This is a genomic window from Rhodosalinus sp. 5P4 (assembly GCF_041365695.1).
In the GTDB taxonomy this organism is placed as follows: Bacteria; Pseudomonadota; Alphaproteobacteria; order Rhodobacterales; family Rhodobacteraceae; genus Rhodosalinus.
The window spans coordinates 55,471-79,028 of the sequence record NZ_JBGFSJ010000001.1; the positions used below are offsets into that span (position 1 = coordinate 55,471).

The following is a 23,558-nucleotide window of genomic DNA, read 5'->3' on the forward strand; positions in this document are numbered from 1 at the left end:
TCTCGTCATGGCCGCGGGCGGCACGGGCGGGCACATGTTTCCCGCCCAGGCGCTCGCCGAGGAGATGCTGCGCCGCGGCTGGCGCGTGAAGCTTTCCACCGACGATCGCGGTGCGCGCTACACCGGCGGCTTCCCGCACAGCGTTCAGATCGACGAGATCGCGAGCGCGAGCGTCTCGCGCGGCGGCGCGCTGGCCCGGGCCGCGGCGCCCTTCCGGATCGCGCAGGGCGTGGCGACGGCGATCCTCGCCATGCGCGGCGACCGCCCTCTGGTGGTGGTCGGCTTCGGCGGCTACCCGACGATCCCCGCGCTGTCGGCGGCGGTGGCCCTGGGCATCCCGCGCATCATCCACGAGCAGAACGGCGTGCCGGGGCGGGTGAACGCGCTTTTCGCCAGGCGCGTGGACGCGGTCGCCTGCGGCACCTGGCCCACGGCGCTGCCCGGCGGCATCGAGGGCATCCATGTGGGCAACCCCGTACGCGGCGCCGTGCAGGAGCGGGCCGGCGCGCCTTACATCCCGCCCGGCGACTACCCGATGTCGCTTCTTGTGATCGGGGGTAGCCAGGGCGCGCGCATCCTGTCCGACACGGTGCCCGCGGCGGTGGTGCGCCTGCCCGAGGCGCTGCGCGCCCGGCTGCGGGTCAGCCATCAGGCCCGCGAGGAGGACCGGGCGCGCGTCGCGGGCTTCTATGCCGAGAATGGCATCGATGCCGAGGTTCGCCCCTTCTTCAACGACGTGCCGCGCCGGATGAGCGAGGCGCAGCTCGTCATCAGCCGCGCCGGCGCCTCCTCGGTGGCCGATATCGCGGCGATCGGGCGGCCCGCGATCCTCGTGCCCTATGCCGCCGCCACGGCGGATCATCAGACCGCGAACGCCCGCGCGCTCACCGAGGCCGGGGGCGCGATCCGCATCCCCGAATCCAAGCTTTCGCCGGAAAGCCTGTCCGAGCAGATCCGCCTGGTGCTGGACAATCCCGAGGGGGCGACCCAGATGGCCGCCGCCGCGCTGTCCTGCGCGGTGCCCGACGCGGTGGAGCGGCTTGCGGGCATGGTCGAGGAGCTGGCGGTGAAAGGACAGCGATGAGCGCAGCGACCAAACTTCCCACCGATGTCGGGCCGATCCATTTCGTGGGCATCGGCGGCATCGGCATGTCGGGCATCGCCGAGGTGCTGGTCAATCACGGCTACACCGTGCAGGGGTCCGACCTGAAGCAAAGCCCGATCACCGAGCGGCTGGCCGGCATGGGCGTGCGCGTCTTCGAGGGCCAGCGCGCCGGAAACCTCGACGACGCGGAGGTCGTGGTGATCTCCTCGGCCATCAAGCCCGGCAACGCGGAACTCGACGAGGCGCGCCGGCGGGGCCTTCCGGTGGTGCGCCGCGCAGAGATGCTGGCCGAGCTCATGCGGCTCAAGTCGAACGTCGCGGTGGCCGGAACCCACGGCAAGACCACGACGACGACCCTCGTGGCGACGCTGCTCGATGCGGGCGGGCTCGATCCCACGGTGATCAATGGCGGGATCATCCACGCCTACGGCTCCAACGCGCGGATGGGGCAGGGCGAGTGGATGGTGGTCGAGGCCGACGAATCCGACGGCACCTTCAACCGCCTTCCCGCCACCATCGCCATCGTCACCAACATCGACCCCGAGCACATGGAGCACTGGGGCGATTTCGCGCGGCTGAAGCAGGGCTTCCAGGACTTCGTCTCCAACATCCCGTTCTACGGGCTCGCCGTGCTCTGCACCGACCACCCCGAGGTGCAGGCCCTTGCCGGGCGGCTGACCGATCGGCGGGTGCTGACCTACGGGTTCAACGCGCAGGCCGACGTGCGGGCGGTGAACCTGCGTTACGAGGGCGGCGAGGCGCATTTCGACGTCGCGCTGCAGGCCGAGGGCAGGATGATCGAGGGCTGCCGGCTGCCCATGCCCGGCGAGCACAACGTTTCCAACGCGCTTGCCGCGGTGGCGGTGGCGCGCCATCTCGGCATCAGCCGGGCGGGCATCCGCGACGCGCTCGCCGCCTTCCGCGGCGTGAACCGCCGGTTCACGAAGGTGGGCGAGGTCGGCGGCGTGACGATCATCGACGATTACGGCCATCACCCGGTGGAGATCGCGGCCGTGCTCCGCGCCGCGCGCCAGAGCGGCGAGGGTCGCGTGATCGCGGTGCACCAGCCGCATCGTTACACCCGCCTCTCCTCGCTCTTCGAGGATTTCTGCGGCTGCTTCAACGAGGCCGACGTGGTCGCCATCGCCGAGGTCTACGCCGCCGGAGAGGACCCCGTCGCGGGCGCCTCGCGCGACGACCTGGTGGCCGGCCTCATCCGCCACGGTCACCGGCACGCCCGCGCCATCGGCGGCGAGGAGGACCTGGTGCGGCTCGTCCGCGAAGAGGCGCAGCCGGGGGACATGGTGGTCTGCCTCGGCGCGGGCAGCATCTCCGCCTGGGCCAACGCGCTGCCCGGGCGGCTCGGGGGGTGACGGTGGCGGCCGCCGCGCACGCGCACCGCACCGGGCCGGGTCTGCCGGCCGCCCCCGGCGTGGCGGAGAGCGCGGCTGTCGCGATCGATCGATCCGGCGGCGCGATCTCGCCGCGGCCCGGCCTGCCGGCCCACGGGCCACGCGTCTTCGAAGATGCGTTCGACGGGCGCGGGAGGCCAGGCGCCGCGCGCGGCCATGTCCCTGGAGCGACCCGCGCAAGCGCGACCCCCGTGGCGCGCCCCTTCGGATCGGGCGTGCCCGCGACCTGCCGCGCGGCCGGGGGGACGCCATGACGCTGTCGCTCACGCTCGCCTGCCTCTGGGTCGTGCTGGCCAATGTCGCGGGGATGCTCCCCTCGCGGGACAATCACTGGACCCGGGCCTACTGGCTGATCGCCGCGGGCATTCCGATCCTGGGCTTCGTCACCTACGAGAACGGGCCCTGGGCGGGGCTTCTCGCGCTCGCGGCGGGGATGAGCGTGCTGCGCTGGCCGGTCTGGTATCTCTGGCGCAGCGTCGCGGCCCGCCTCGGGCCGCCGCGGGGGCCGGACGGCGATGGTTAGCCTCGGCCCCGTCCTCGCCTATGGCGGCTGGGCGCTCGCGCCGCTCATGGCCTGGGTGGCGCTTGCCGCGGGGCTCGAGGGCAGGGCGGGGCGCTACCTCGCGCTCCTCGCCCTCTATTCCGGCTTCGCGCTCGTCACCTGGGCGGCGCTCGCGCGCAGCGAGGGCCCCGCTGTCGCGCCCGCCGCCGTCGCCATCGGCTGGGCGGGCGTGGCGGCCGTCTCCTCGGCGCTTTTCGCCTTCGGCCTCTGGGCCGGGCGGCACGGGCGGTGAGCGCGGGTGCAGGCCGCGGCGCCCTTGCCCGTGGCGCCGGCGAACGCTATCGCAAAGCCGCCGGGGCCGGCACGGACCCGGCGACGGGAGACGCCGAGATGAGCCGAACCACAGCCCCGCCCCCCGCCGCCCTGCCCGAGGTCCGCGGGCGCCTGACGCAAGGCAAGCCCCTGTCGGAGCTCACCTGGCTTCGGGTGGGCGGGCCGGCGGAGTGGCTTTTCCAGCCCGCCGACACCGGGGATCTCGCGGCGTTCCTGAAGGCGCTCGACCCCGCGGTGCCGGTCTTTCCCATGGGCGTGGGCTCCAACCTCATCGTGCGGGACGGTGGCGTGCGTGGCGTGGTGATCCGCCTCGGGCGCGGATTCAACCACATTCGGATCGAGGACGGCCGCGTCATCGCCGGGGCCGCCGCGCTCGACGCCCATGTGGCGCGGCGCGCGGCGGAGGCGGGGCGCGACCTGACCTTCCTGCGCACCATTCCCGGCGCGATCGGCGGCGCGGTGCGCATGAATGCCGGCTGCTACGGCACCTATGTCGCGAACCGGTTCGTGGAGGCGACCGCGGTGACGCGCGCGGGCGAGGTCGTGACGCTGGGGCCGGGCGAGCTGAATTTCCGCTACCGCCAGACCGACCTGCCCGACGGGTGGGTGCTCACCCGGGCGGTGTTCGAGGCGCCCGCGGGCGCGCCCGAGGCGCTGCGCGCGCGGATGGAGGAACAACTGGCCCGCCGCGACGCCACGCAGCCCACCCGGGCGCGCAGCGCGGGCTCCACCTTCCGCAACCCGGCGGGGTTTTCCTCCACCGGGCGGGCCGACGACACCCATGAGCTCAAGGCCTGGAAGCTCATCGAGGAGGCGGGGATGCGCGGTGCGCGGCACGGCGGCGCGGCGATGTCGGAGAAGCACGCCAATTTCCTGACCAACGCGGGCGGGGCCACGGCCGCCGAGCTCGAGGCGCTGGGCGAACGCGTCCGAAAAAGGGTTTTCCAAAACAGCGGAATAGAGCTAGAGTGGGAGATCATGAGGGTCGGCGAAACGGCCCCTGAAACAGGCACGATCCAGTTCGATAACGACAAGTCCTGACCGGGCTTCTGCCCGGGGACCAGGCGGAACGACACGGGCGCGAACGCCCGGGGCATTGAGGCGAGGGTATGTCGAGCAGGACAACCCCGAATGTGGCGGTGTTGATGGGCGGCATGTCCGCAGAGCGCGAGGTGTCGCTGTCCTCGGGCCGCGAATGCGCGTCGGCGCTGCGCTCCGAGGGATTCCGCGTCACCGAGATCGACGCGGGCCCCGACCTGCCCGCACGGCTCGCCGAGGCTCGGCCCGGCGTGGTGTTCAACGCGCTGCACGGCCGCTGGGGCGAGGATGGCTGCGTCCAGGGCCTGCTGGAGTGGATGCGGCTGCCCTACACGCATTCCGGCGTGCTGGCCTCGGCGCTCGCCATGGACAAGCAGCGCTCCAAGGAGGTCTTCGCGGCGGCGGGGCTGCCGGTGGCCGAGAGCGTCCTCGCGCCCCGGGACGAGGTGCGCGCGCGCCACGTCATGACCCCGCCCTACGTGGTCAAGCCCAACGACGAGGGATCCTCGGTCGGGATCTACATCGTCGACGCGGCGGCCGACGCGCCGCCCGCGCTCTCCGACGAGATGCCCGAGACCGTCATGGTGGAAGCCTTCGCGCCCGGACGGGAACTGACGACCACGGTGATGGGCGGCCGGTCCCTGGCCGTGACCGACATCCTGACCGACGGCTGGTACGACTATGCCGCCAAGTACGCGCCCGGCGGCTCGCGCCACGTCGTGCCAGCCGAGATCCCCGAGGTGATCGCGGCGCTCTGTCTCGACCACGCGCGCCGCGCCCACGAGGTGCTGGGCTGTCGCGGTGTGTCGCGCACGGATTTCCGCTGGGACGAGGCGAAGGGCGCTGACGGCCTCGTGGTGCTGGAACTCAACACGCAGCCCGGCATGACGCCCACCTCGCTCAGCCCCGAACAGGCCCGCGCCGTGGGGATGAGCTTCGGCGAGATGTGCCGCTGGATGGTGGAGGACGCCTCATGCGACCGCTGACGCGCTGGGTGCGGCAGGGCGATCCGGCGCCGTCGCGCCTGGCCTACCGGATGGAACGGCTGATGCTGACGCCGCTCTTCCGCGTCGCGTTGCGCCTGGGCGTGCCGCTCGTCGCCGTGGTCGCCGCGGGGGCGGTCTATTTCTCCGACGCGGCGCGGCGCGAGGCGATCGTCGGCGCCGTGGCCAACCTGCGCCACGCGATCGAGAGCCGGCCCGAGTTCCGGGTCGACCTCATGGCAATCGACGGCGCGAGCGCGGGCGTGGCAGCCGATATCCGCGAAATCCTCCAGGTCGATTTCCCGACGACGAGCTTCGATCTGGATCTCGACGCCATGCGCGCCCAGGTCCTCGAGCTTTCCCCGGTGGAGGCGGTCGCGCTGCGCATCCGGCCGGGCGGCATCCTGCAGGTGGACGTGACCGAACGCGTGCCCGCGGTGGTCTGGCGGCACCGCGACGGGCTCGATCTGCTCGATGCCGGTGGCGCGCTTGTCCACCCGGTCGACTCGCGCGCCGCGCGCGCCGACCTGCCGCTGGTGGCCGGTGAAGGGGCCGACGCCGCGGTGGCCGAGGCGCTCGCGCTCGTCGCCGCCGCCCGTCCCCTGCACGATCGGTTCCGCGGCCTCATCCGGGTGGGCGAACGGCGCTGGGACGTGGTTCTGGACCGCGGCCAGCGCATCCTGCTGCCGCCGACGGGCGCGCGCCGCGCGCTCGAGCGGGTGATCGCCATGGACCAGGCCGAGGACCTTTTTGCCCGCGATGTCGCGGCCGTCGACATGCGCCTGCCGGCGCGGCCGACGATCCGCCTGAACGCGGGCGCGGTGGAAGAGCTGCGCCGGATCCGGGCGCTGCAATGGGGAGAGGAGTGAGACGCCCATGATCGAGCTGTACGAGTCCCAGCGCGCCATGCGCAACATGCGTCGCGCCGCGATGCAGCGCGGCGTGGTGGCCATCCTCGACGTGGGCAGCTCGAAGATCGCATGCCTGGTGCTGCGCTTCGACGGGACCGCCGGGCGTGTGGGCGACGGCGTGGGCTCGCTTGCGGGGCAGGCCGGGTTCCGCGTGATCGGGGCGGCCACGACCCGCTCGCGCGGGGTGCGCTTCGGCGAGATCGACGCGATGGCCGAGACCGAGCGCGCGATCCGCACCGCCGTGCAGGCCGCCCAGAAGATGGCGCAGATCCGGGTGGATCACGTGATCGCCTGCTTCTCGGGAGCGGGGCCGCGCTCCTACGGGCTGGCGGGAGAGGTCGAGCTGGAGGGGCCGATGGTGACGGAGCAGGACGTGGCCCGCGCCCTTTCCTCCTGCGAGGTGCCCGAATTCGGGACGGGCCGCGAGGTGCTGCACGCCCAGCCGGTCAACTTCGCGCTGGACCACCGCACCGGCCTCGGCGATCCCCGTGGCCAGATCGGAAACCGCCTCGCCTGCGACATGCACATGCTGACCGTGGATGCGCAGGCGGTCCAGAACCTCGCCTACTGCATGAAACGCTGCGACCTCGAGCTTGCGGGGCTGGCCTCGTCGAGCTACTGCGCCGGTCTATCCGCGCTGGTGGAAGACGAACAGGAGCTCGGCGCGGCCTGCATCGACATGGGCGGCGGCGCGACGGGCGTGTCGATCTTCATCAAGAAGCACATGATCTTCGCCGACGCGGTGCGCATGGGTGGCGATCACGTCACCGGCGACATCTCGATGGGCCTCCAGATCCCGACGGCGAACGCCGAGCGGATCAAGACCTTTTACGGCGGTGTCGTGGCGACCGGCATGGACGACCGCGAAATGATCGAGATCGGCGGCGATACGGGAGACTGGGAACACGACCGCCGCACCGTCTCGCGCGCGGAGCTGATCGGGATCATGCGCCCGCGGGTCGAGGAGATCCTCGAGGAGGTGCGCGCGCGCCTCGACGCGGCGGGCTTCGACCATCTGCCCTCGCAGCAGATCGTGCTTACCGGTGCGGCAAGCCAGATCCCCGGTCTCGACGGGCTGGCGAGCCGCATCCTCGGCCAGCAGGTGCGCCTTGGGCGGCCCTTGCGCGTGCATGGCCTGCCGCAGGCGGCCACCGGTCCCGGGTTCGCCGGCGTCGTCGGCCTCGCCCTCTTTGCCGCGCATCCGCAGGACGAGTGGTGGGATTTCGAGATCCCGGTGGAACGGTATCCGGCGCGCAGCCTGCGCCGGGCAGTAAAATGGTTCCGCGACAACTGGTGACCGCAAGATGTCGCAATATGAGCGAAATCCCGCGAAAATGCGCCGCGGGGCATCCATATTTGGGGCTTTTCAGGCGTTTTTTGCGTGACGAAGCGGCACAGTCCCGGTAGACTCGCGTCAGGACAGGCAGAATTCCGACCCGAAACGAGGTCGGTCCTCGAAAAAAGCAGGCGGACAGATCGATGACACTCACCCTCTCGGTCCCGGGGCAGGACGAACTGAAGCCCCGCATCACGGTCTTCGGCGTCGGCGGCGCCGGGGGTAACGCGGTCAACAACATGATCGACAAGCAGCTCGGCGGCGTTGATTTCGTGGTCGCGAACACCGACGCGCAGGCGCTGCAGCAGTCGAACGCGGAACACCGCGTCCAGCTTGGCGTGAAGGTGACCGAAGGGCTGGGCGCCGGCGCGCGGGCGACGGTGGGCGCCAAGGCGGCCGAGGAGTCGATCGAGCAGATCGTGGACCACCTCGCGGGGGCGCACATGTGCTTCATCACCGCCGGGATGGGCGGGGGCACCGGCACCGGCGCGGCGCCGATCATCGCGCAGGCCGCGCGGGAACTCGGCGTGCTGACCGTGGGCGTGGTGACGAAGCCCTTCCAGTTCGAGGGCGTGAAGCGGATGCGCCAGGCCGAGGAGGGTGTCGAGGCGCTTCAGAAGGTGGTGGACACGCTCATCATCATTCCCAACCAGAACCTCTTCCGCCTCGCCAACGAGAAGACGACCTTCACCGAGGCGTTCAGCCTCGCCGACGACGTGCTCTACCAGGGCGTGAAGGGCGTGACCGACCTCATGGTCCGCCCGGGCCTGATCAACCTCGACTTCGCCGACGTTCGCGCGGTGATGGACGAGATGGGCAAGGCGATGATGGGCACCGGCGAGGCCGAGGGCGAGGATCGCGCGATCCAGGCGGCCGAAAAGGCGATCGCCAACCCGCTGCTCGACGAGATCAGCCTGCGCGGCGCCAAGGGCGTCCTGATCAACATCACCGGCGCGCACGATCTCACGCTGTTCGAACTCGACGAGGCCGCCAACCGCATCCGCGAAGAGGTCGACCCCGAGGCGAACATCATCGTGGGCTCCACACTCGACACCGAGATGGCGGGCGTCATGCGGGTGAGCGTCGTGGCGACAGGCATCGACGCGAGCGATGCCTCGCTCGAGGTTCCGGTGCCGCGCCGCTCGCTCGCGCGCCCGCTCACGCAGGAAGAGGCGGTCGCGCCCGACTGGGAAGACGCCCCCGCCGCCGACACGCCGCGCGTGGCCGCGACCGGCGAAGAGCCCTCGCTCTTCGAGGCGCTGCCGGACGACGACGCGGCAGGCGAAGGCCATGTCGACGAAGACGACGTTCCGCCGCCGGCCTACCAGCCGGATGTGGCGCGCTTCGAGCCGCGCGAGGACACGATCGAGGCCGATCCCGAAGCCTTCGTCGCCCCGCGCGCCCCGGCGCCCGGAACCCCGTCGCCCGAGGCGATGGACCGCCTGCGCGCGGCCGTGCGCCGCGGGGGCAGCGACTCCGCGCCGGGTGCGGCCCCCGCGCAGGATGCGCGGCCCGCCCCCGCCGCCTCGGGCGATCGCAGCCGCTTCGGTCTGGGCTCCCTCATCGACCGGATGACGGGGCACGAGAACGCGGACCGCGCGAGCGGCGGTGCACAGGTCGCGCGCCGCACGCCGCCGGTTCAGGCCGCGCGCCCGGCCGAGGCGCAGGAGCCCGCCCCGTCGAGCGAGCAGGACCCCGACCAGGAGCGGATCGAGATCCCGGCCTTCCTGCGGCGGCAGGCAAACTGAGCGGCAAATCCGCAACAGCGCGAAATCGGCCGGCCCTCGGGCCGGCCTTTTCGTTTCTGAAACATCATGATTATCAGGGGCTTGTGGTGAGTTTTTCATCGTAGGCGGGTTCATGCCGTCGCGGCGGGCGCCATGTTTCAGCCCGTTAGAAAGATTGAATTGAGCACACCCGCGCCCTCCGGTTACCACCATCCCGTCCAGGAAGGTGCATGCGCTCGACGGGATCCGTCACGCCGCACGCTTTGAACGAACAGGTTTCGGGGGTCCAGTTGCAGACCACACTCAAATCAGAGTTGCGCTTCGAAGGCCTGGGCCTGCACTCGGGCCGGCCGGCGAGGATGACGATCCGCCCCGCCTCGGCCGAGCATGGCATCTGGTTTCGGCGCTCCGACATTCTGGTCGGTGACGCGCTGGTTCCGGCGCGGTGGGACGCGGTGGAGCCGACGGCGCTTTGCACGCGGCTGCGCAACCGTGCGGGCGTCACCGTGTCCACGGTGGAGCATGTCATGGCCGCGCTCGCCGGGACGGGCATCCAGAACGCGTTGATCGAGATCGACGGCCCCGAGGTGCCGATCCTCGACGGCTCGTCCGCGCCGTTCGTCCAGGCGATCCTGTCCCGCGGCGTGCGCAGGCTTCACGCGCCGGTGCGCGCGTTCGAGGTGCTCCGCGAGGTGCGCGTCGAGACGGGGGCGGGCTGGGCCATGCTGTCGCCCGACGACCGTTTGCGGATCGCGTTCGAGATCGATTTCGAGGACGCGGCGATCGGCGCGCAGGCGCTGTCGCTCGACATGTCGAACGGGACCTTCGTGCGCGAACTGTGCGACAGCCGGACCTTCTGCCGGCAGGCCGACGTGGACGCGATGCGCGAGCAGGGCCTCGCGCTTGGCGGCACGCTGGAAAACGCGGTGGTGGTGGACGGCGCGCGGGTGCTGAGCCCTGGCGGCCTGCGCCACGCCGACGAGCCCGTGCGCCACAAGATGCTGGATGCGCTCGGGGATCTCGCGCTCGCCGGGGCGCCGATACTGGGCCGCTACACCGGGCACCGGGCCGGCCACGCGATGACCAACGCGCTTCTGCACCGCCTGTTCGCGGAAACGGACGCCGTGCGTCTCGTGGCCTGCGACGCGGATACGGCGGCACGGCTGCCGGGTGTGGGGGCCGCGCTGGCGGAAATCTCCGCGGTGGCGTGAGGCGAGCCGTCCAGCCTGGGCGCCGCCGCGCCGCCGGTGGATGCTCAAAGCCGTTTTGCCTCGTTTCTTTATGTGCTAGGACCGGCGCGTCCGGCCGGGCCGGACCGGAACCGGACAACCCGGACAGAGGTGAACGAGCATGACGGGCAAGGCGATACTGTCCAGAATGACCGCGGCGGCGCTGCTTGCCGCGCTCTTGGCAGGTTGCGGCGGTGGAGGCAGCGCCGATCGGGGAGGCTTTCTTGGCAGCAACGCGCCGCTCGAGTCGTTTTCGGCCCAGCAGATCTACGAGCGCGGCGAATACGAACTGCAGCGCGGACGCGAGGAAGACGCGGCCTTCTACTTCTCCGAGGTCGAGCGGCTTTATCCCTATTCCGAATGGGCGGAGCGTGCGCTCATCATGCAGGCCTACGCCTGGCACCAGGATCGCAGCTACGAGGAGTCGCGCGCCGCGGCACAGCGCTACATCGATTTCTACCCCGCCGAAGAGGATGCCGCCTACGCCCAGTACCTGCTGGCGCTGAGCTACTACGACCAGGTCGAGGACGTGGGCCGCGACCAGGGCGTGACCTTCCAGGCGCTGCAGTCCCTGCGCGAGGTGATCGAACGTTATCCCGACAGCGAATACGCCCGGTCCGCGATCCTGAAATTCGACCTCGCCTTCGACCACCTCGCCGGCAAGGAGATGGAAGTCGGCCGCTACTACCTGAAGCGCGGCCATTACGCCGCCGCGATCAACCGGTTCCGCGTGGTGGTGGAGGATTTCCAGACGACGACCCACACGCCGGAGGCGCTGCACCGGCTGGTGGAGTCCTACCTGTCCCTCGGCCTGACCGACGAGGCGCAGTCGGCAGGGGCGATCCTGGGCTACAACTACCGCGCGACCGACTGGTACGAGGACAGCTTCGCGCTGCTGACCGGGCGCGGGCTCGAGGCGCGGGCGCAAGGCGACAACTGGCTTGCCGCCATCTACCGCCAGGTCGTGCGCGGCGAATGGCTCTGATCGGGATGCCGGGCGGCTGAATGCCGCCCGCGCCCTTCGACCCCATGCTGCGCACCCTCGACATCCGCGACATGCTGATCATCGACCGGCTGGAGCTTGCCTTCGAGCCCGGCCTGAACGTGCTGACGGGCGAGACCGGGGCGGGCAAGTCGATCCTGCTCGACTGCCTGGGCTTCGTGCTGGGCTGGCGCGGCCGGGCCGAGCTTGTCCGCGAGGGCGCCTCGGAGGGTGAGGTGACGGCGGTGTTCGCGCTGCCCCGCACCCACCCCGCCCGCGCCGTTCTGGACGAGGCGGGGCTCGTGGCCGGTGACGAGTTGATCCTGCGGCGGGTGAACCGTACCGGCGGCCAGAAGACGGCCTGGGTGAACGATCGCCGGGTTTCCGGCGAGGTGCTGCGCCGGCTGTCGGAAACGCTGGTCGAGCTTCACGGCCAGCAGGACGATCGCGGCCTGCTCGACCCGCGCGGCCACCGGCCGATGCTCGACGACTTCGCCGCTCTCGGGTCCCTGATCGCGGCCACGCGCGCGGCATGGACGGGCCGGCGCCGCGCGGCCGCCGCGCTGGACGAGGCGGAGGAGGCGCTGGCCGCCGCCCGCGCGGAGGAGGAGTTCCTGCGCCACGCCGTGGCCGAGCTGGAGGATCTCGCGCCCGAGCCCGGCGAGGAAGAGGCGCTCGACGCGCGCCGCAGGCTCATGCAGGGGGCCGAGCGCACGCGCGAGGATGTGGCCCGCGCCCTTGCGGCCCTTGGCAATGACGGTGCGGAAGGGGCCATGGGCGATGCGCTGCGCTGGCTCGAGGGGGTGGCCGACCGCGCCGAGGGCCGGCTCGAGGCGCCGCTCGCCGCGTTGTCGCGGGCCATGGTGGAGCTGGGCGAGGCCGCCTCGGGTGTCGAAGAGTGCCTCGAGGCCCTGGCCTTCGATCCGCTCGAGCTCGAGAGCGTGGAGGAGCGGCTCTTCGCCATCCGCGGCCTCGCGCGGAAGCATCAGGTGATGCCAGACGAGCTGCCCGAGCTTGCCGGGACGCTGCGCGCGCGCCTCGATGCGCTCGACGCGGGCAGCGCGGATCTGGCGCGGCTGCGCGCGGCGCGGGACGAGGCCGAGGCGGCCTACGCCGAGGCCGCCGACGCGCTCGGCGCGGCGCGGCGGGAGGCCGCCGGGCGGCTCGACCGGGCGGTGGAGGCCGAGCTCGCGCCCCTGCGGATGGAGCGCGCGGCCTTCCGCACGGAGGTGACGGAGGCGCAGCCGGGGCCCGAGGGCCGCGACGCGGTTCAGTTCACCGTCGCCACCAACCCCGGCGCACCGTCGGGCCCGTTGAACCGCATCGCCTCGGGCGGCGAGCTGAGCCGTTTCCTGCTCGCCCTCAAGGTGTCGCTCGCCGCGCCCGAGGGGGGCGTGACCATGATCTTCGACGAGATCGACCGCGGCGTGGGCGGTGCCACGGCCGACGCGGTCGGCCGGCGCCTGAAGGAGCTGGCGTCGGCCGGGCAGGTTCTGGTGGTGACCCATTCGCCGCAGGTCGCCGCGCTCGGCCGTCATCACATGCGGGTCGAAAAGCACGTGGATGCGGACACGACCCGGTCCACCGTGATCCCGCTTTCGGGTGACGCGCGGGTGGACGAGCTTGCGCGCATGCTTTCCGGCGACCGGGTGACCGACGAGGCCCGGTCGGCGGCCCGCGCGCTTCTGTCGGGCTGAGCGGGTGTCCGGCCCGCCCACGTGTGCCGGTCACCGACGCGGGCTGCGGCTCCGCGGGCCGATGTCCGGACGGGCGCGTCCGCGGTCCCGTGAGCCGCGACGATGCGCGGCGGCGGTCTCGGGCGGCCGCGAGGCGGGCGCGCCGGAGGCGAAGCGTTCAGGGCTCCGGCACCAGCTTGCCGGGGTTGAGGATGTTCCGCGGGTCGAGAGCGCGCTTCAGGGTGCCCATGACCTGCCAGCCCTCGCCGTGCTCGGCGGCCATGTAGGACGTCTTGCCCATGCCGACCCCGTGCTCGCCCGTCGCGGTGCCGCCGAGCGCGAGGGCGCGCTCGACCATCCGGTGCTGAAGCCCCTTCGCCGCCTCGAGCTCCTCCGGGCGGTCGGGGTCCACGAGCAGCACCGCGTGGAAGTTGCCGTCGCCCACATGTCCGAGGATCGGACCCGGGACCGGGCCGGCGGCGATGTCGGCGCGCGTCGCCTCCACCGCCTTGGCCAGCCGCGATACCGGCACGCAGATATCGGTCACCAGCGCCCGCGCGCCCGGACGCTGCGCGAGGATCGCGTAATAGGCATTGTGGCGCAGGGCCCAGAGCGCGCTGCGCTCCTCGGCCTTGCGGGACCAGCGGAAGGCCGCGCCGCCATGCTCGGCCACGAGGGCGCCGAAGCTGTCCGCCTCGGCCTCCACCGTGGCGGGCGCGCCGTGAAGCTCGACCAGCAGATGCGGCCGTTCCGGCAGATCGACCCCGGCATAGGCGTTGAAGGCCGCCGCCGTGGCCGCGTCCACGAACTCGATCCGGGCCATCGGCAGCGCGCACTGGATGGTCTCGATCACGCAGGCCACCGCATCCTCCATCCGGTCGAAGGCGCAGATCCCGGCGGCCACCGCCTCGGGCTGGCCGTGCAGGCGCAGCGTGAGCGCGGTGATGAGGCCCAGCGTGCCCTCCGAGCCCAGCATGAGCGCCGTGAGGTCGTATCCCGAGGCCGATTTGCGGGCGCGCGAGCCCGTGCGGATCACCCGCCCGTCGGCCAGAACGACCTCGAGGCCCAGCACATTGTCGCGCATCGAGCCGTAGCGCACGGTCGTGGTGCCCGAGGCGCGCGTGGCCGCCATGCCGCCCAGCGAGGCGTTCGCGCCGGGATCGACCGGGAAGAAAAGCCCGGTGTCGCGAAGCTCCCGGTTGAGCGCCTCGCGGGTCAGGCCCGGCTGCACCGTGCAGTCCATGTCCTCGGCGCGGATCTCGAGGATCCTGTCCATGCGGGCGAAATCCACCACGAGCCCGCCCCGCGCGGCGAGCGCGTGCCCCTCGAGCGAGGTGCCCGCCCCCCAACCGACGACCGGGCAGGCGTGGGCCGCGCAGATCCTGAGGATCTCCGCCACCTCCCCGGTGGTCTCGGGCCAGGCCACCGCGTCGGGCGGTGTCGGGGGAAAGTGGCTCTCGGAGCGGCCATGCGCCTCCAGATCGGGGTTGGAGCGGCTCAGGCGTTCGCCTAGTAAGGACGACAGGGCTTCGAGCGCGTCAGGGAAGGGCATGTCAGGGCTCCGGCAATCGCGGCAAATCCTAGGGCGTCCCAGCGGGCGGGGAAAGGCGCGTGCACCGCGCCGTCCCGTCACGCGCTGAGGCGGGCATGGAGGAGGACCCGCGCCGCCCGATCCTGCGAGAGCTCTCCGAGATGCGGGCGGCGTTCCGCAAGGGCTGGCAGCTCTTGCGCCAGCGCGGTCCCAGCCAGATCCAGTTCTGGTTCATCGCGCTGCTCGTCGGATCGGCGGCGGGGGGAGCCGCGGTCCTTTTCCGCTTCGGCATCAACGAGTTGCAGAGCCTCGCCTACGGCACCGAGGACCTGCACATGCTGCACAGCTTCGCCGAGACGCTGGACTGGTGGTGGGTGCTGACGGTGCCGGTGCTGGGCGGGCTCGCCGTGGGGGTGCTGCTGCATCTCTTCACCCCCGACGGGCGCGTGCGCTCGGTGGCCGACGTCATCGAGGGCGCGGCGCTCAACGACGGCCGGGTGGAACGGCGCGCGGGGCGCACCTCTGCGCTCTGTTCGCTGATCACGCTCTCGACCGGGGGCTCGACGGGGCGCGAGGGGCCGGTGGTGCACATCGCCGCGCTGATCTCCACCGCGGTGTCCAACGCGATCCGGGCCGACGGGATCACCGGGCGCGATCTTCTGGGCTGCGCCGTGGCGGCCGCGGTCTCGGCCTCTTTCAACGCGCCGATCGCGGGCGCGCTCTTCGCGATGGAGGTGATCCTGCGCCACTTTGCGCTCCACGCCTTCGCGCCCATCGTGATCGCCAGCGCGGCGGGCACGGTCATCGGCCGGCTGGCCTTCGGCGACGTCACCAACTTCGTTCTGCCCGGCGGCTCGGCGCTCGAATTCTACATCGAGATGCCGGCCTTCCTGCTCCTCGGTCTCGTCTGCGGCTTCGTCGGGGTGATGACGATGCGGGCGATCTTCCTGGCCGAGGATGTCGGAACCCGCCTCCAGCGCGGCACCGGGATGCCGATCTGGCTGCGCCCGGCCTGCGCGGGTCTTCTGCTCGGCGGGATCGCGATCTTCTTTCCGCACATCATCGGGGTGGGCTACGAGACGACGACGGCGGCGCTCACGGGCCAGCTTCTGCTGCACGAGGCGATCGCCTTCACCGTCGTCAAGGTGATCGCGGTCGCGGTGACCATGGGGGGCCGGATGGGCGGCGGCGTCTTCTCGCCATCGCTGATGCTGGGCGCGCTCACCGGGCTGGCCTTCGGGATCGTCGCCACCGGCATCTTCCCCGAGGTGTCGGGAAGCCCCACGCTCTACGCGCTCGCGGGGATGGGGGCGGTGGCCGCGGCGGTGCTGGGGGCGCCGATCTCCACCACGCTCATCGTGTTCGAACTGACCGGCGACTGGCAGACGGGCCTTGCGGTGATGGTCTCGGTCTCGACGTCCACCGCGCTTGCCTCGCGGCTGGTGGACCGCTCCTTCTTCCTCACGCAGCTCGAGCGGCGGGGCGTGCACCTCGCGGCCGGCCCGCAGGAATACCTGCTGCAGATGTTCCGCGTGGCCGGCGTCATGCGGGGGCCGCTCGACGATCAGGCGGCCGACGAAGATCGCTGCTGGGAGCTTGTCCGGAGCGGCGTCTACGTGGACGCCAACGCCACGCTCGACGCGGCGATGCCGATCTTCGAGAAATCGGGCCTGCCCTTCATTCCCGTGGTGACGCTGTCGGGCGAGGGCAAGGCGCCGGAGCTTCAGGGCGCGCTCTTTCACGTGGATGCGCTCAGGGCCTACAACCGGGCGCTCGCCGCCACGGCGCAGGAAGAGCATTCCTGAGCGCGGCGTGACCGGCGCGAGCGCCGCCGCGCGGACGGGCTTCGCGCCCCTTCGGCCGAAGCGCCGCGGGCTGCGCCGCGCATCCTGTCCAGATCGGCGGGTCGTGGGCGCCGCGCAGGGGCGATCGCCTGGGCTCCGCGCTGGGCTCCGGGTGAAGGCGAACGCGACGCGGCCCGTGCCGCCGCGGCTTACAGGCGCTCCACCGTCACCATGTCGGACTCGTAAAAGGCGACATGCCCCGCGATCTCGGAAACGCCGTCGACGGGCGCCTCGTAGGACCATGCCGCATCGGGAATCGTCGTGGATTTCGTGACGATCGAGAACCAGCTCGCATCGCCCTTGTGGGGGCAATGGCTGCTGCGCTCGGTGGGCTCGAGGAACGCCATCGCGAGATCCTCGCGAGGGAAGTAGATCACGGGGGCATGGCCCTCTTCGTCCAGTTCGAGCGCCGCGCTCGACTCGCCCAGGACCGCGCCGCCCGCGCGTACGCTCCATTTTCCCTGAGCCGGCCTGATGATGATCCTGGCCATGCGGTTCTCCCTCGTGTTTTCGCCGCGCTGCGCGCCTGCTGCGGCGTTGGCTGGCGTCGGCCTGTTTCCTGCCCGCGGGCTGCGCCTCAGATCGGCGCGGTGGCGGCATCCAACCATGTTTTCGCGGCGCTGCCCAGCCTTGGGCCGATCTTGGATCGCACCAGCGCATGATAGGCGTTGAGCCATGCCCGCTCGGGGCCGTGCAGCATCTCCGCCTCCACGAGGCGGCGCTCGAAGGGCACATAGGTCAGCGTGTGGAAACGCAGCATCTTCGCCACGCTGCCGCCCGGGAGTTCCGGTGCGTCCTCGACCACGATCAGGTTCTCCAGCCGGATGCCGAAGGCGCCCTCCCTGTAGAAGCCGGGCTCGTTGGAAAGGATCATGCCGGGCAGGAGTTCGGCCTCGCCGGCGCGCGCGATTTTCTGCGGCCCCTCGTGAACGGACAGGTAGGCGCCGACGCCGTGGCCGGTTCCGTGGGCATAGTCCTGCCCGGCCAGCCAGAGCGGCATCCGCGCCAGCGCGTCCAGATCCCGCCCGGCGAGCCCGGCGGGCCAGCGCAGCCGCGACAGAGTGATGAGGCCCTGCAGCACGCGGGTGTAGCAGGCGCGCATCTCTTCGGTCGGCGTGCCGATGGCCACGGTCCGGGTGATGTCGGTGGTTCCGTCGAGATACTGACCGCCGCTATCCACGAGGTAAAGCTCGCCGGCCTTAAGCGGGCGATTCGTCTCCTCGGTGACGCGGTAATGCATGATCGCGCCGTGCGGCCCCGCGCAGGAGATCGTGTCGAAGGAGATGTCCTCGAGCTTTCCGGTCGCGCGGCGGCTCTCTTCGAGTTTCGTGACGGCGTCGATCTCGGTCAGGCTGCCCGCCGGCTGATCGGCGAGCCAGGCGAGGAACTCGCACACCGCCGCGCCGTCGCGAAGATGCGCCTCGCCCGCGCCGCGGATCTCGGCCGCGTTCTTGCACGCCTTGGGCCGGACGCAGGGATCGGGGCCGCGTGCCACCTCCACGCCGGCCTCCTCGAGCGCGCGCATCACCGCGAGCGGCGCGCTTGCCGGATCGATGCGGACCGGGCCGGACAGCTCGCCCAGGGCGGCGGCGAAGCGCTCCGGCCGGTGCGCGGCGACCTCGGGGCCCAAGTGGTCGCCCAGGCCCTCGAGCTTTTCCTCGGCCATGAAGAGATCCACCCGCCCGTCCTCGTGCAGGACGGCGAAGCCATGGGCGAGGGGGGCCCGCGGCACGTCGGACCCGCGGATGTTCAGAAGCCAGCAGATGGAGTCGGGCAGGGTGATCACCGCCGCGCGGTGTCCGGCGTCGCGAAGCTCGCGGCCGAGGCGCGCGCGCTTTTCCGCCGCCCCCTCCCCCGCGAGGTCGAGGGGGTGCGCGCGTGCCCGGCCGAGCGGCGGCGCGGGCTGGTCCTGCCAGATCCGGTCCACTAGGTTCGCCGTCTCGCGCAGGCTGACGCCGCTGCCCCGAAGCGCGGTTTCGAGCTTTTCCACCTGCTCGACGGTGTGAAGCCACGGGTCGATGCCCACCACGCCACCGTTGGGCAGCGTCTCGCGCAGCCAGTCCGACGGCTTGACCTCGGGCCAGTCGACCGGCGTGAAGTCCTCGGCCACCTGCGCCTTGACCTGCACCCGGTAGCGCCCGTCCACGAAGACGCTCGCCACCGAGGGCAGCACGACCGCAAAGCCGGCCGAGCCGGTGAACCCGGTCAGCCAGGACAACCGCTCGTCCCGGGGGGCGACATACTCGCCCTGATGTGCGTCCGCGCGCGGCACCCAGAACCCGTCGAGGCCCTCGCGGGCCATCTCCTCGCGCAGCCGCGCGAGGCGCGGCGGTCCCTGATCGGGCCGCGACGTGGCCTTGAAAGACTGAAGCATCCGCCCCTCCGCTGTGATCCGCGGCAACTTTGGGCATCCGCGCGGCGGATGCAAGCGCCTCGGCCGCGAAGCCGGGGCGCCGTCAGGACGCCTTGCGGATGCCGACGAGGCGCGCGCGGGCGCGGGGGTCGGAATCGAACAGGCTGGCAAGCTGTTCGGTCATCGCCCCGGCAAGCTGGTCCACGTCGGTAATGGTCACCGCGCGGTGGTAGTAGCGGGTGACGTCATGGCCGATGCCGATGGCGATGAGTTCGACCGCGCTTCGCCGTTCCACCATCGCGATCACGTCGCGCAGATGCTTCTCGAGGTAGTTCGCGGGGTTCACGGACAGCGTCGAATCGTCCACCGGCGCGCCGTCCGAGATCACCATGAGGATCTTGCGGCTTTCCGGGCGCATCATCATGCGCCGGTGCGCCCATTCGAGCGCCTCGCCGTCGATGTTCTCCTTCAGAAGCCCCTCCTTCATCATCAGCCCGAGATTGTCGCGCGCGCGCCGCCAGGGCGCGTCGGCGGGCTTGTAGACGATGTGCCGCAGATCGTTGAGCCGCCCGGGTGCGAGGGGCCGGCCCTCGTTCAGCCACGCCTCGCGGCTCTGCCCGCCCTTCCAGGCGCGCGTCGTGAATCCCAGGATCTCGACCTTGACCGAGCAGCGCTCGAGCGTGCGCGCCAGCACGTCGGCGCAGATCGCGGCGATGGAGATCGGCCGCCCGCGCATCGAGCCCGAGTTGTCCAGAAGCAGGGTCACCACCGTGTCGCGGAACTCGGTGTCCTTCTCGACCTTGAAGGACAGCGGCGTCGTGGGGTTCGCCACGACCCGCGCCAGGCGACCGGCGTCGAGGATGCCCTCCTCGCGGTCGAACTCCCAGCTGCGGTTCTGCTGCGCCTGAAGGCGGCGTTGCAGCTTGTTGGCAAGCCGCGAGACCGCGCCCTTCAGCGGTTCGAGCTGCTGGTCGAGATAGGCGCGCAGGCGCTCGAGCTCGATGGGCTCCGCGAGATCCTGCGCCGCCACCTCCTCGTCGAAGGCGGTATTGAAGACCCGGTAGTCGGGGTCCGCATCCGAGACGGGGGCGGGCGGCGGCGGCTCCTGGGGGGCCTCGCCCTCGGGCATCTCGGTCTCTTCGCCGAGTTCCTGGTCGGCCAGCTCGTCCATGCTGACCTGCGCCTGGCTTTCGTCCTGCGTCTCGTCCTGGGACTGCTCGGGCGAGGCTTCGGCATCGTCCTGGCTGTCGTCCTGGCCGGTGCTGTCGGGTTCCTCTTCCTCCTCGGCGCCGTCCTCGGCCTCTTCCTGCTGGTCGTCGTCCTGCTGGTCGGGATCGTCGCCCAGCTGGTCGCCGTATCCGAGATCCTCGATGACCTTGCGCGCGAAGCGGGCGAAGGCGCCCTGGTCGGACAGGTTGCCCTCCAGCGCTTCGAGCGTCTCGCCCGCCTGGCTTTCGATGTAGCCGCGCCAGAGCTCCATCACGTTCTGCGCGGCCTCGGGCAGCTCGCGCCCGGTGGCAAGGTGCCGGATGAGGTAGCCCGCCGCCGTGGGCAGCGGCACGTCGCCCGGCTCGCGCGCCTCGGCGTAGCCGCGCCGCGCCGCCTCGGCGCCGATCTTGGCGTCGATGTTGGTGGCGGTGCCGGGCATGTCGCGTGCGCCCATCGCCTCGCAGCGGGCGGTTTCCATCGCCTCGTAGAGATCGCGCGCCATCTCCCCCGGCGGGCAGTAGCGGGCATGGGTTCCCGCGTCGTGATAGCGCCGGTGCAGCGCGAGCGCGTCCGCCGTCCCGCGCGCCACCAGAACCTCGTCGCGGCTCATCCGGCGGCTGACTTGCGGCAGGCGCATGGTGTCGCCGGTGATCCCCGACGGATCCACCGAATAGCTCACGCTGAGTTCGGGGTCGTGCGCCATGACCCGCGTGGCCTCGGCGAGCGCCTTCTTGAACGGATCGGCGGGATTGTCGGGCTTCTGCATGAGGGGCTTCGCACGTCCTAGTGTCTGTCGCGGGGAAGCTAATGCCTTGCCGGGGGGATGACCAGTGGCGGCGCGTTTTCCGTGAGCGTCGCACCGGCAGGCACGGCCGCAGCGGTCCCGCGCCCCTTCCGCGACGCAGATCCACGGCGCCGGTCAAGCAGGTGGCACAACACCCTGCGACCGCGCGGCGCGGCCCGCGGGTCGGCAAATGAAAACGGGCCGCGCCGGGCTGGTGCGACCCGTTCTGCGAGGTCGTGAAATCGCGCCGGGATCAGCCGAAACTGCCGTGCGCGGCGCTTTCGGGAAGTTCCTCGTTGAAGCAGCGCTGGTAGAATTCGGCCACCGTCTGCCGCTCCAGCTCGTCGCACTTGTTCAGAAAGCTCACCCGGAAGGCATAGCCCACGTTGCGGAAGATCTCCGCGTTCTGCGCCCAGGCGATCACCGTGCGCGGGCTCATCACCGTGGACAGATCGCCGTTCATGAAGGCGGTGCGGGTCAGGTCGGCCACGGTGACCATCTGCTTGACGGTCTTGCGGCCCTTCTCGGTGTTGTAGTGCGGCGCCTTGGCCAGCACGATCGCCGCTTCCGCGTCGATCGACAGGTAGTTGAGCGTCGCCACCAGGCTCCAGCGGTCCATCTGGCCCTGATTGATCTGCTGGGTGCCGTGGTAAAGGCCCGTCGTGTCCCCGAGGCCGACCGTGTTCGCCGTGGCGAAGATGCGGAAATACGGGTGCGGGGTGATGACCTCGTTCTGGTCGAGCAGGGTCAGCTTGCCGTCGGCTTCCAGTACCCGCTGGATCACGAACATCACGTCCGCACGGCCCGCGTCATACTCGTCGAAGACGATCGCCGCAGGATTGCGCAGCGCCCAGGGCAGGATGCCTTCCTGGAACTCGGTGACCTGCATGCCGTCGCGCAGCTTGATCGCGTCCTTGCCGATCAGGTCGATCCGGCTGATATGGCTGTCGAGGTTCACGCGCACGGTGGGCCAGTTGAGCCGCGCCGCCACCTGTTCGATATGGGTGGACTTGCCGGTGCCGTGATAGCCTTGGATCATCACGCGGCGATTGTTGCGAAAGCCTGCGAGGATCGCGAGCGTGGTGTCCGGGTCGAACTTGTAGGTCGTGTCGAGATCGGGCACGCGCTCGGTCCGTTCCGGGAATCCGTGCACGATCATGTCGGTGTCTATGCCGAACACCTCGCGGACCGAGACCTCTTCGGTGGGTTTCGCGTTGATGTCGATGCTGCCGTCCGCCATGACCGTCCCTGATCCTTTTCGTGCATGTCTGCCGCCGCGATGCGCGGTCCGTGGTGCAACATATTCCCGGGCGGGGCAAGGGGAAGGGCGCGCGCCGCACGCGGCATCCGGCCGCCCGCTGCGGGGTGTGCCGCCGCCCGTACCGTCCGGCGCCGACCGCGCACGCTCACGCGGTTGTGCGGGCGCGGGACTTGCCCCGGCCTGGAGGCGCCCGCTAGCCTTAAGCGTGCAACGGAGGTGCATCCATGGAACGCCGATCCTTTCTTGCGACGCTTGGCGCCGCGCTCGGGCTTGGCTCGGCGGCGAAGGGGGCCGAGACCGGGTTCGAGGTCTCGCGCTCCGACGCCGAGTGGAAGGCGATGCTCAGCGATCTGGAATACCGCGTGATGCGGGAGGAGGATACCGAGCGACCCTTCACCTCACCGCTGAACGAGGAGAAGCGCGCGGGCACCTATCTTTGCCGGGGCTGCGAGCAGCCGCTCTATTCTTCCGAGCACAAGTTCGACAGCGGGACCGGCTGGCCGAGTTTCTGGCAGGCCCTTCCCGGCGCGATCGGCACGCGGACCGACTGGAAGCTGCTGTTCCCGCGCACGGAATGCCATTGCAGCCGCTGCGGCAGCCATCTGGGCCACATCTTCGACGACGGCCCCCAGCCGACCGGCAAGCGGCATTGTATCAACGGGGTCTCGCTGGTGTTCCGCGCCGACGCCTGACCGCCGCCGCCGCTCACTTGAAGTTGCGGCTGTCCTTGATCTGATCCCAGGCCCACATGACCTGCTGCAGCTGTTCTTCCTGCGAGCGGTCGCCGCCATTCATGTCGGGGTGCAGCACCTTGATGAGCGCCTTGTAGCTCTTGCGCACCTCGGCCTTGCTCCAGTTGTCCTTGGCGTCGAGGATCTCGATCGCCTTGCGCTCGGGCGCGGGCAGGCGGCGGCTGTGGCCGTCCGAGCGGCTGCCTGGGTTGCGCGTGGCGTTTTCGCCCAGCACCTGATGCGGGTCCTCGATGCCGAGCCGCGCCCAGGCGCGCGCCTCGGGGTCGCGGAAGTCGCGGGTGTTGCGCTCCCACACCTTGTCCTTCGACATCTGAGCGTTGAGCTCGGCCTCGGTCGTGCCGTCGAAGAAATTCCATTTCAGGTTGTACTCGCGCACATGGTCCTTGCAGAACCAGTAATAGTCGTCGAGCACGTCGGGGGCCTTGGGTGCGCGGTAGAGGCCGGCTTCGCGGCATCCCTCCTTCTCGCACAGACGAGTCGAGGTTTCGGAAGCCCCGGACATGCCGCGCCTGCCGCGGGAATTCTTCTTCTTCGCCGCGGAAACCGACATGTCGAAACCGAACGGATCAGGTCTGCTCATGCTCTCACCT

At 71.0% G+C, this 23,558-nt stretch carries 20 protein-coding genes; 14 read left to right on the forward strand and 6 right to left on the reverse strand.

Annotated elements, in window-relative coordinates:
- Nucleotides 1–7: 7 nt before the first annotated feature.
- The 12 genes from AB6A69_RS00265 (at nt 8) to recN (ending at nt 13,255) form a co-directional block, all read left to right on the forward strand.
- A complete protein-coding gene (locus tag AB6A69_RS00265) occupies nt 8–1,084 on the forward strand; it encodes a UDP-N-acetylglucosamine--N-acetylmuramyl-(pentapeptide) pyrophosphoryl-undecaprenol N-acetylglucosamine transferase (RefSeq protein WP_371059610.1) in 1,077 nt (358 codons plus the stop codon).
- Nucleotides 1,081–2,478 carry a UDP-N-acetylmuramate--L-alanine ligase gene (gene murC, locus AB6A69_RS00270; RefSeq protein ID WP_371059194.1) on the forward strand — a complete coding sequence of 466 codons (1,398 nt, stop codon included), beginning with the start codon at nt 1,081–1,083 and terminating at the stop codon, nt 2,476–2,478. Before AB6A69_RS00265 ends, murC begins: the two co-directional genes overlap by 4 nt.
- Before the next feature lie 289 nt (nt 2,479–2,767).
- Entirely contained in the window at nt 2,768–3,040 is a 273-nt protein-coding gene (locus tag AB6A69_RS00275; RefSeq protein WP_371059195.1) for a DUF2484 family protein, read from the forward strand.
- Nucleotides 3,033–3,311: a hypothetical protein gene (locus AB6A69_RS00280; RefSeq protein ID WP_371059196.1), complete on the forward strand. Its 279-nt coding sequence runs from the start codon at nt 3,033–3,035 to the stop codon at nt 3,309–3,311. Before AB6A69_RS00275 ends, AB6A69_RS00280 begins: the two co-directional genes overlap by 8 nt.
- A 98-nt stretch (nt 3,312–3,409) precedes the next feature.
- Entirely contained in the window at nt 3,410–4,393 is a 984-nt protein-coding gene (murB, locus tag AB6A69_RS00285; RefSeq protein WP_371059197.1) for a UDP-N-acetylmuramate dehydrogenase, read from the forward strand.
- Between the two features lie 113 nt (nt 4,394–4,506).
- The gene (locus AB6A69_RS00290; protein ID WP_371059198.1) at nt 4,507–5,376 is read left to right on the forward strand and encodes a D-alanine--D-alanine ligase; all 870 of its coding nucleotides are present in this window, start codon (nt 4,507–4,509) and stop codon (nt 5,374–5,376) included.
- Nucleotides 5,364–6,242, forward strand: coding sequence for a cell division protein FtsQ/DivIB (locus AB6A69_RS00295; RefSeq protein ID WP_371059199.1), 879 nt, complete (start codon nt 5,364–5,366; stop codon nt 6,240–6,242). The genes AB6A69_RS00290 and AB6A69_RS00295 overlap by 13 nt, the downstream gene beginning before the upstream one ends.
- Before the next feature lie 7 nt (nt 6,243–6,249).
- Nucleotides 6,250–7,581 carry a cell division protein FtsA gene (ftsA, locus tag AB6A69_RS00300; protein ID WP_371036733.1) on the forward strand — a complete coding sequence of 444 codons (1,332 nt, stop codon included), beginning with the start codon at nt 6,250–6,252 and terminating at the stop codon, nt 7,579–7,581.
- Nucleotides 7,582–7,763: 182 nt separating this feature from the next.
- Nucleotides 7,764–9,368 carry a cell division protein FtsZ gene (gene ftsZ / locus AB6A69_RS00305; protein ID WP_371059200.1) on the forward strand — a complete coding sequence of 535 codons (1,605 nt, stop codon included), beginning with the start codon at nt 7,764–7,766 and terminating at the stop codon, nt 9,366–9,368.
- A 269-nt stretch (nt 9,369–9,637) separates the two neighbouring features.
- A complete protein-coding gene (lpxC, locus tag AB6A69_RS00310) occupies nt 9,638–10,558 on the forward strand; it encodes a UDP-3-O-acyl-N-acetylglucosamine deacetylase (RefSeq protein ID WP_371059201.1) in 921 nt (306 codons plus the stop codon).
- 139 nt (nt 10,559–10,697) lie between these two features.
- On the forward strand, nt 10,698–11,561 hold the full coding sequence (locus AB6A69_RS00315) for an outer membrane protein assembly factor BamD (RefSeq protein ID WP_371059202.1): 864 nt from the start codon (nt 10,698–10,700) through the stop codon (nt 11,559–11,561).
- A 44-nt stretch (nt 11,562–11,605) separates the two neighbouring features.
- The gene (gene recN / locus AB6A69_RS00320; RefSeq protein WP_371059611.1) at nt 11,606–13,255 is read left to right on the forward strand and encodes a DNA repair protein RecN; all 1,650 of its coding nucleotides are present in this window, start codon (nt 11,606–11,608) and stop codon (nt 13,253–13,255) included.
- Between the two features lie 157 nt (nt 13,256–13,412).
- Here recN and AB6A69_RS00325 read toward each other — a convergent pair whose 3' ends face one another.
- Nucleotides 13,413–14,786 carry an FAD-binding oxidoreductase gene (locus tag AB6A69_RS00325; RefSeq protein WP_371059203.1) on the reverse strand — a complete coding sequence of 458 codons (1,374 nt, stop codon included), beginning with the start codon at nt 14,784–14,786 and terminating at the stop codon, nt 13,413–13,415.
- Between the two features lie 95 nt (nt 14,787–14,881).
- On the opposite strand from AB6A69_RS00325, the gene AB6A69_RS00330 reads away from it, so the two are divergent.
- Entirely contained in the window at nt 14,882–16,570 is a 1,689-nt protein-coding gene (locus AB6A69_RS00330) for a chloride channel protein (protein ID WP_371059204.1), read from the forward strand.
- A 188-nt stretch (nt 16,571–16,758) separates the two neighbouring features.
- Here AB6A69_RS00330 and AB6A69_RS00335 read toward each other — a convergent pair whose 3' ends face one another.
- From AB6A69_RS00335 to cobS, 4 genes are all read right to left on the reverse strand, one after another.
- Nucleotides 16,759–17,100, reverse strand: a complete 342-nt coding sequence (locus tag AB6A69_RS00335; RefSeq protein WP_371059205.1) for a DUF427 domain-containing protein — start codon at nt 17,098–17,100, stop codon at nt 16,759–16,761.
- A gap of 86 nt (nt 17,101–17,186) precedes the next feature.
- Nucleotides 17,187–18,983 (reverse strand): aminopeptidase P family protein, encoded by a 1,797-nt coding sequence (locus tag AB6A69_RS00340; RefSeq protein ID WP_371059206.1) that lies wholly within the window; start codon nt 18,981–18,983, stop codon nt 17,187–17,189.
- An 82-nt stretch (nt 18,984–19,065) separates the two neighbouring features.
- Complete coding sequence (cobT, locus tag AB6A69_RS00345; protein WP_371036725.1) at nt 19,066–20,937, reverse strand: cobaltochelatase subunit CobT; 1,872 nt, start codon at nt 20,935–20,937, stop codon at nt 19,066–19,068.
- 271 nt (nt 20,938–21,208) lie between these two features.
- Entirely contained in the window at nt 21,209–22,195 is a 987-nt protein-coding gene (cobS, locus tag AB6A69_RS00350; RefSeq protein WP_371059207.1) for a cobaltochelatase subunit CobS, read from the reverse strand.
- Nucleotides 22,196–22,440: 245 nt separating this feature from the next.
- Here cobS and msrB point away from each other — a divergent pair, with 245 nt between their 5' ends.
- Nucleotides 22,441–22,908, forward strand: a complete 468-nt coding sequence (msrB, locus tag AB6A69_RS00355; protein WP_371054708.1) for a peptide-methionine (R)-S-oxide reductase MsrB — start codon at nt 22,441–22,443, stop codon at nt 22,906–22,908.
- Nucleotides 22,909–22,921: 13 nt separating this feature from the next.
- Here msrB and AB6A69_RS00360 read toward each other — a convergent pair whose 3' ends face one another.
- Nucleotides 22,922–23,548: a DnaJ domain-containing protein gene (locus AB6A69_RS00360; RefSeq protein ID WP_371036722.1), complete on the reverse strand. Its 627-nt coding sequence runs from the start codon at nt 23,546–23,548 to the stop codon at nt 22,922–22,924.
- Between the last annotated feature and the right edge of the window lie 10 nt (nt 23,549–23,558).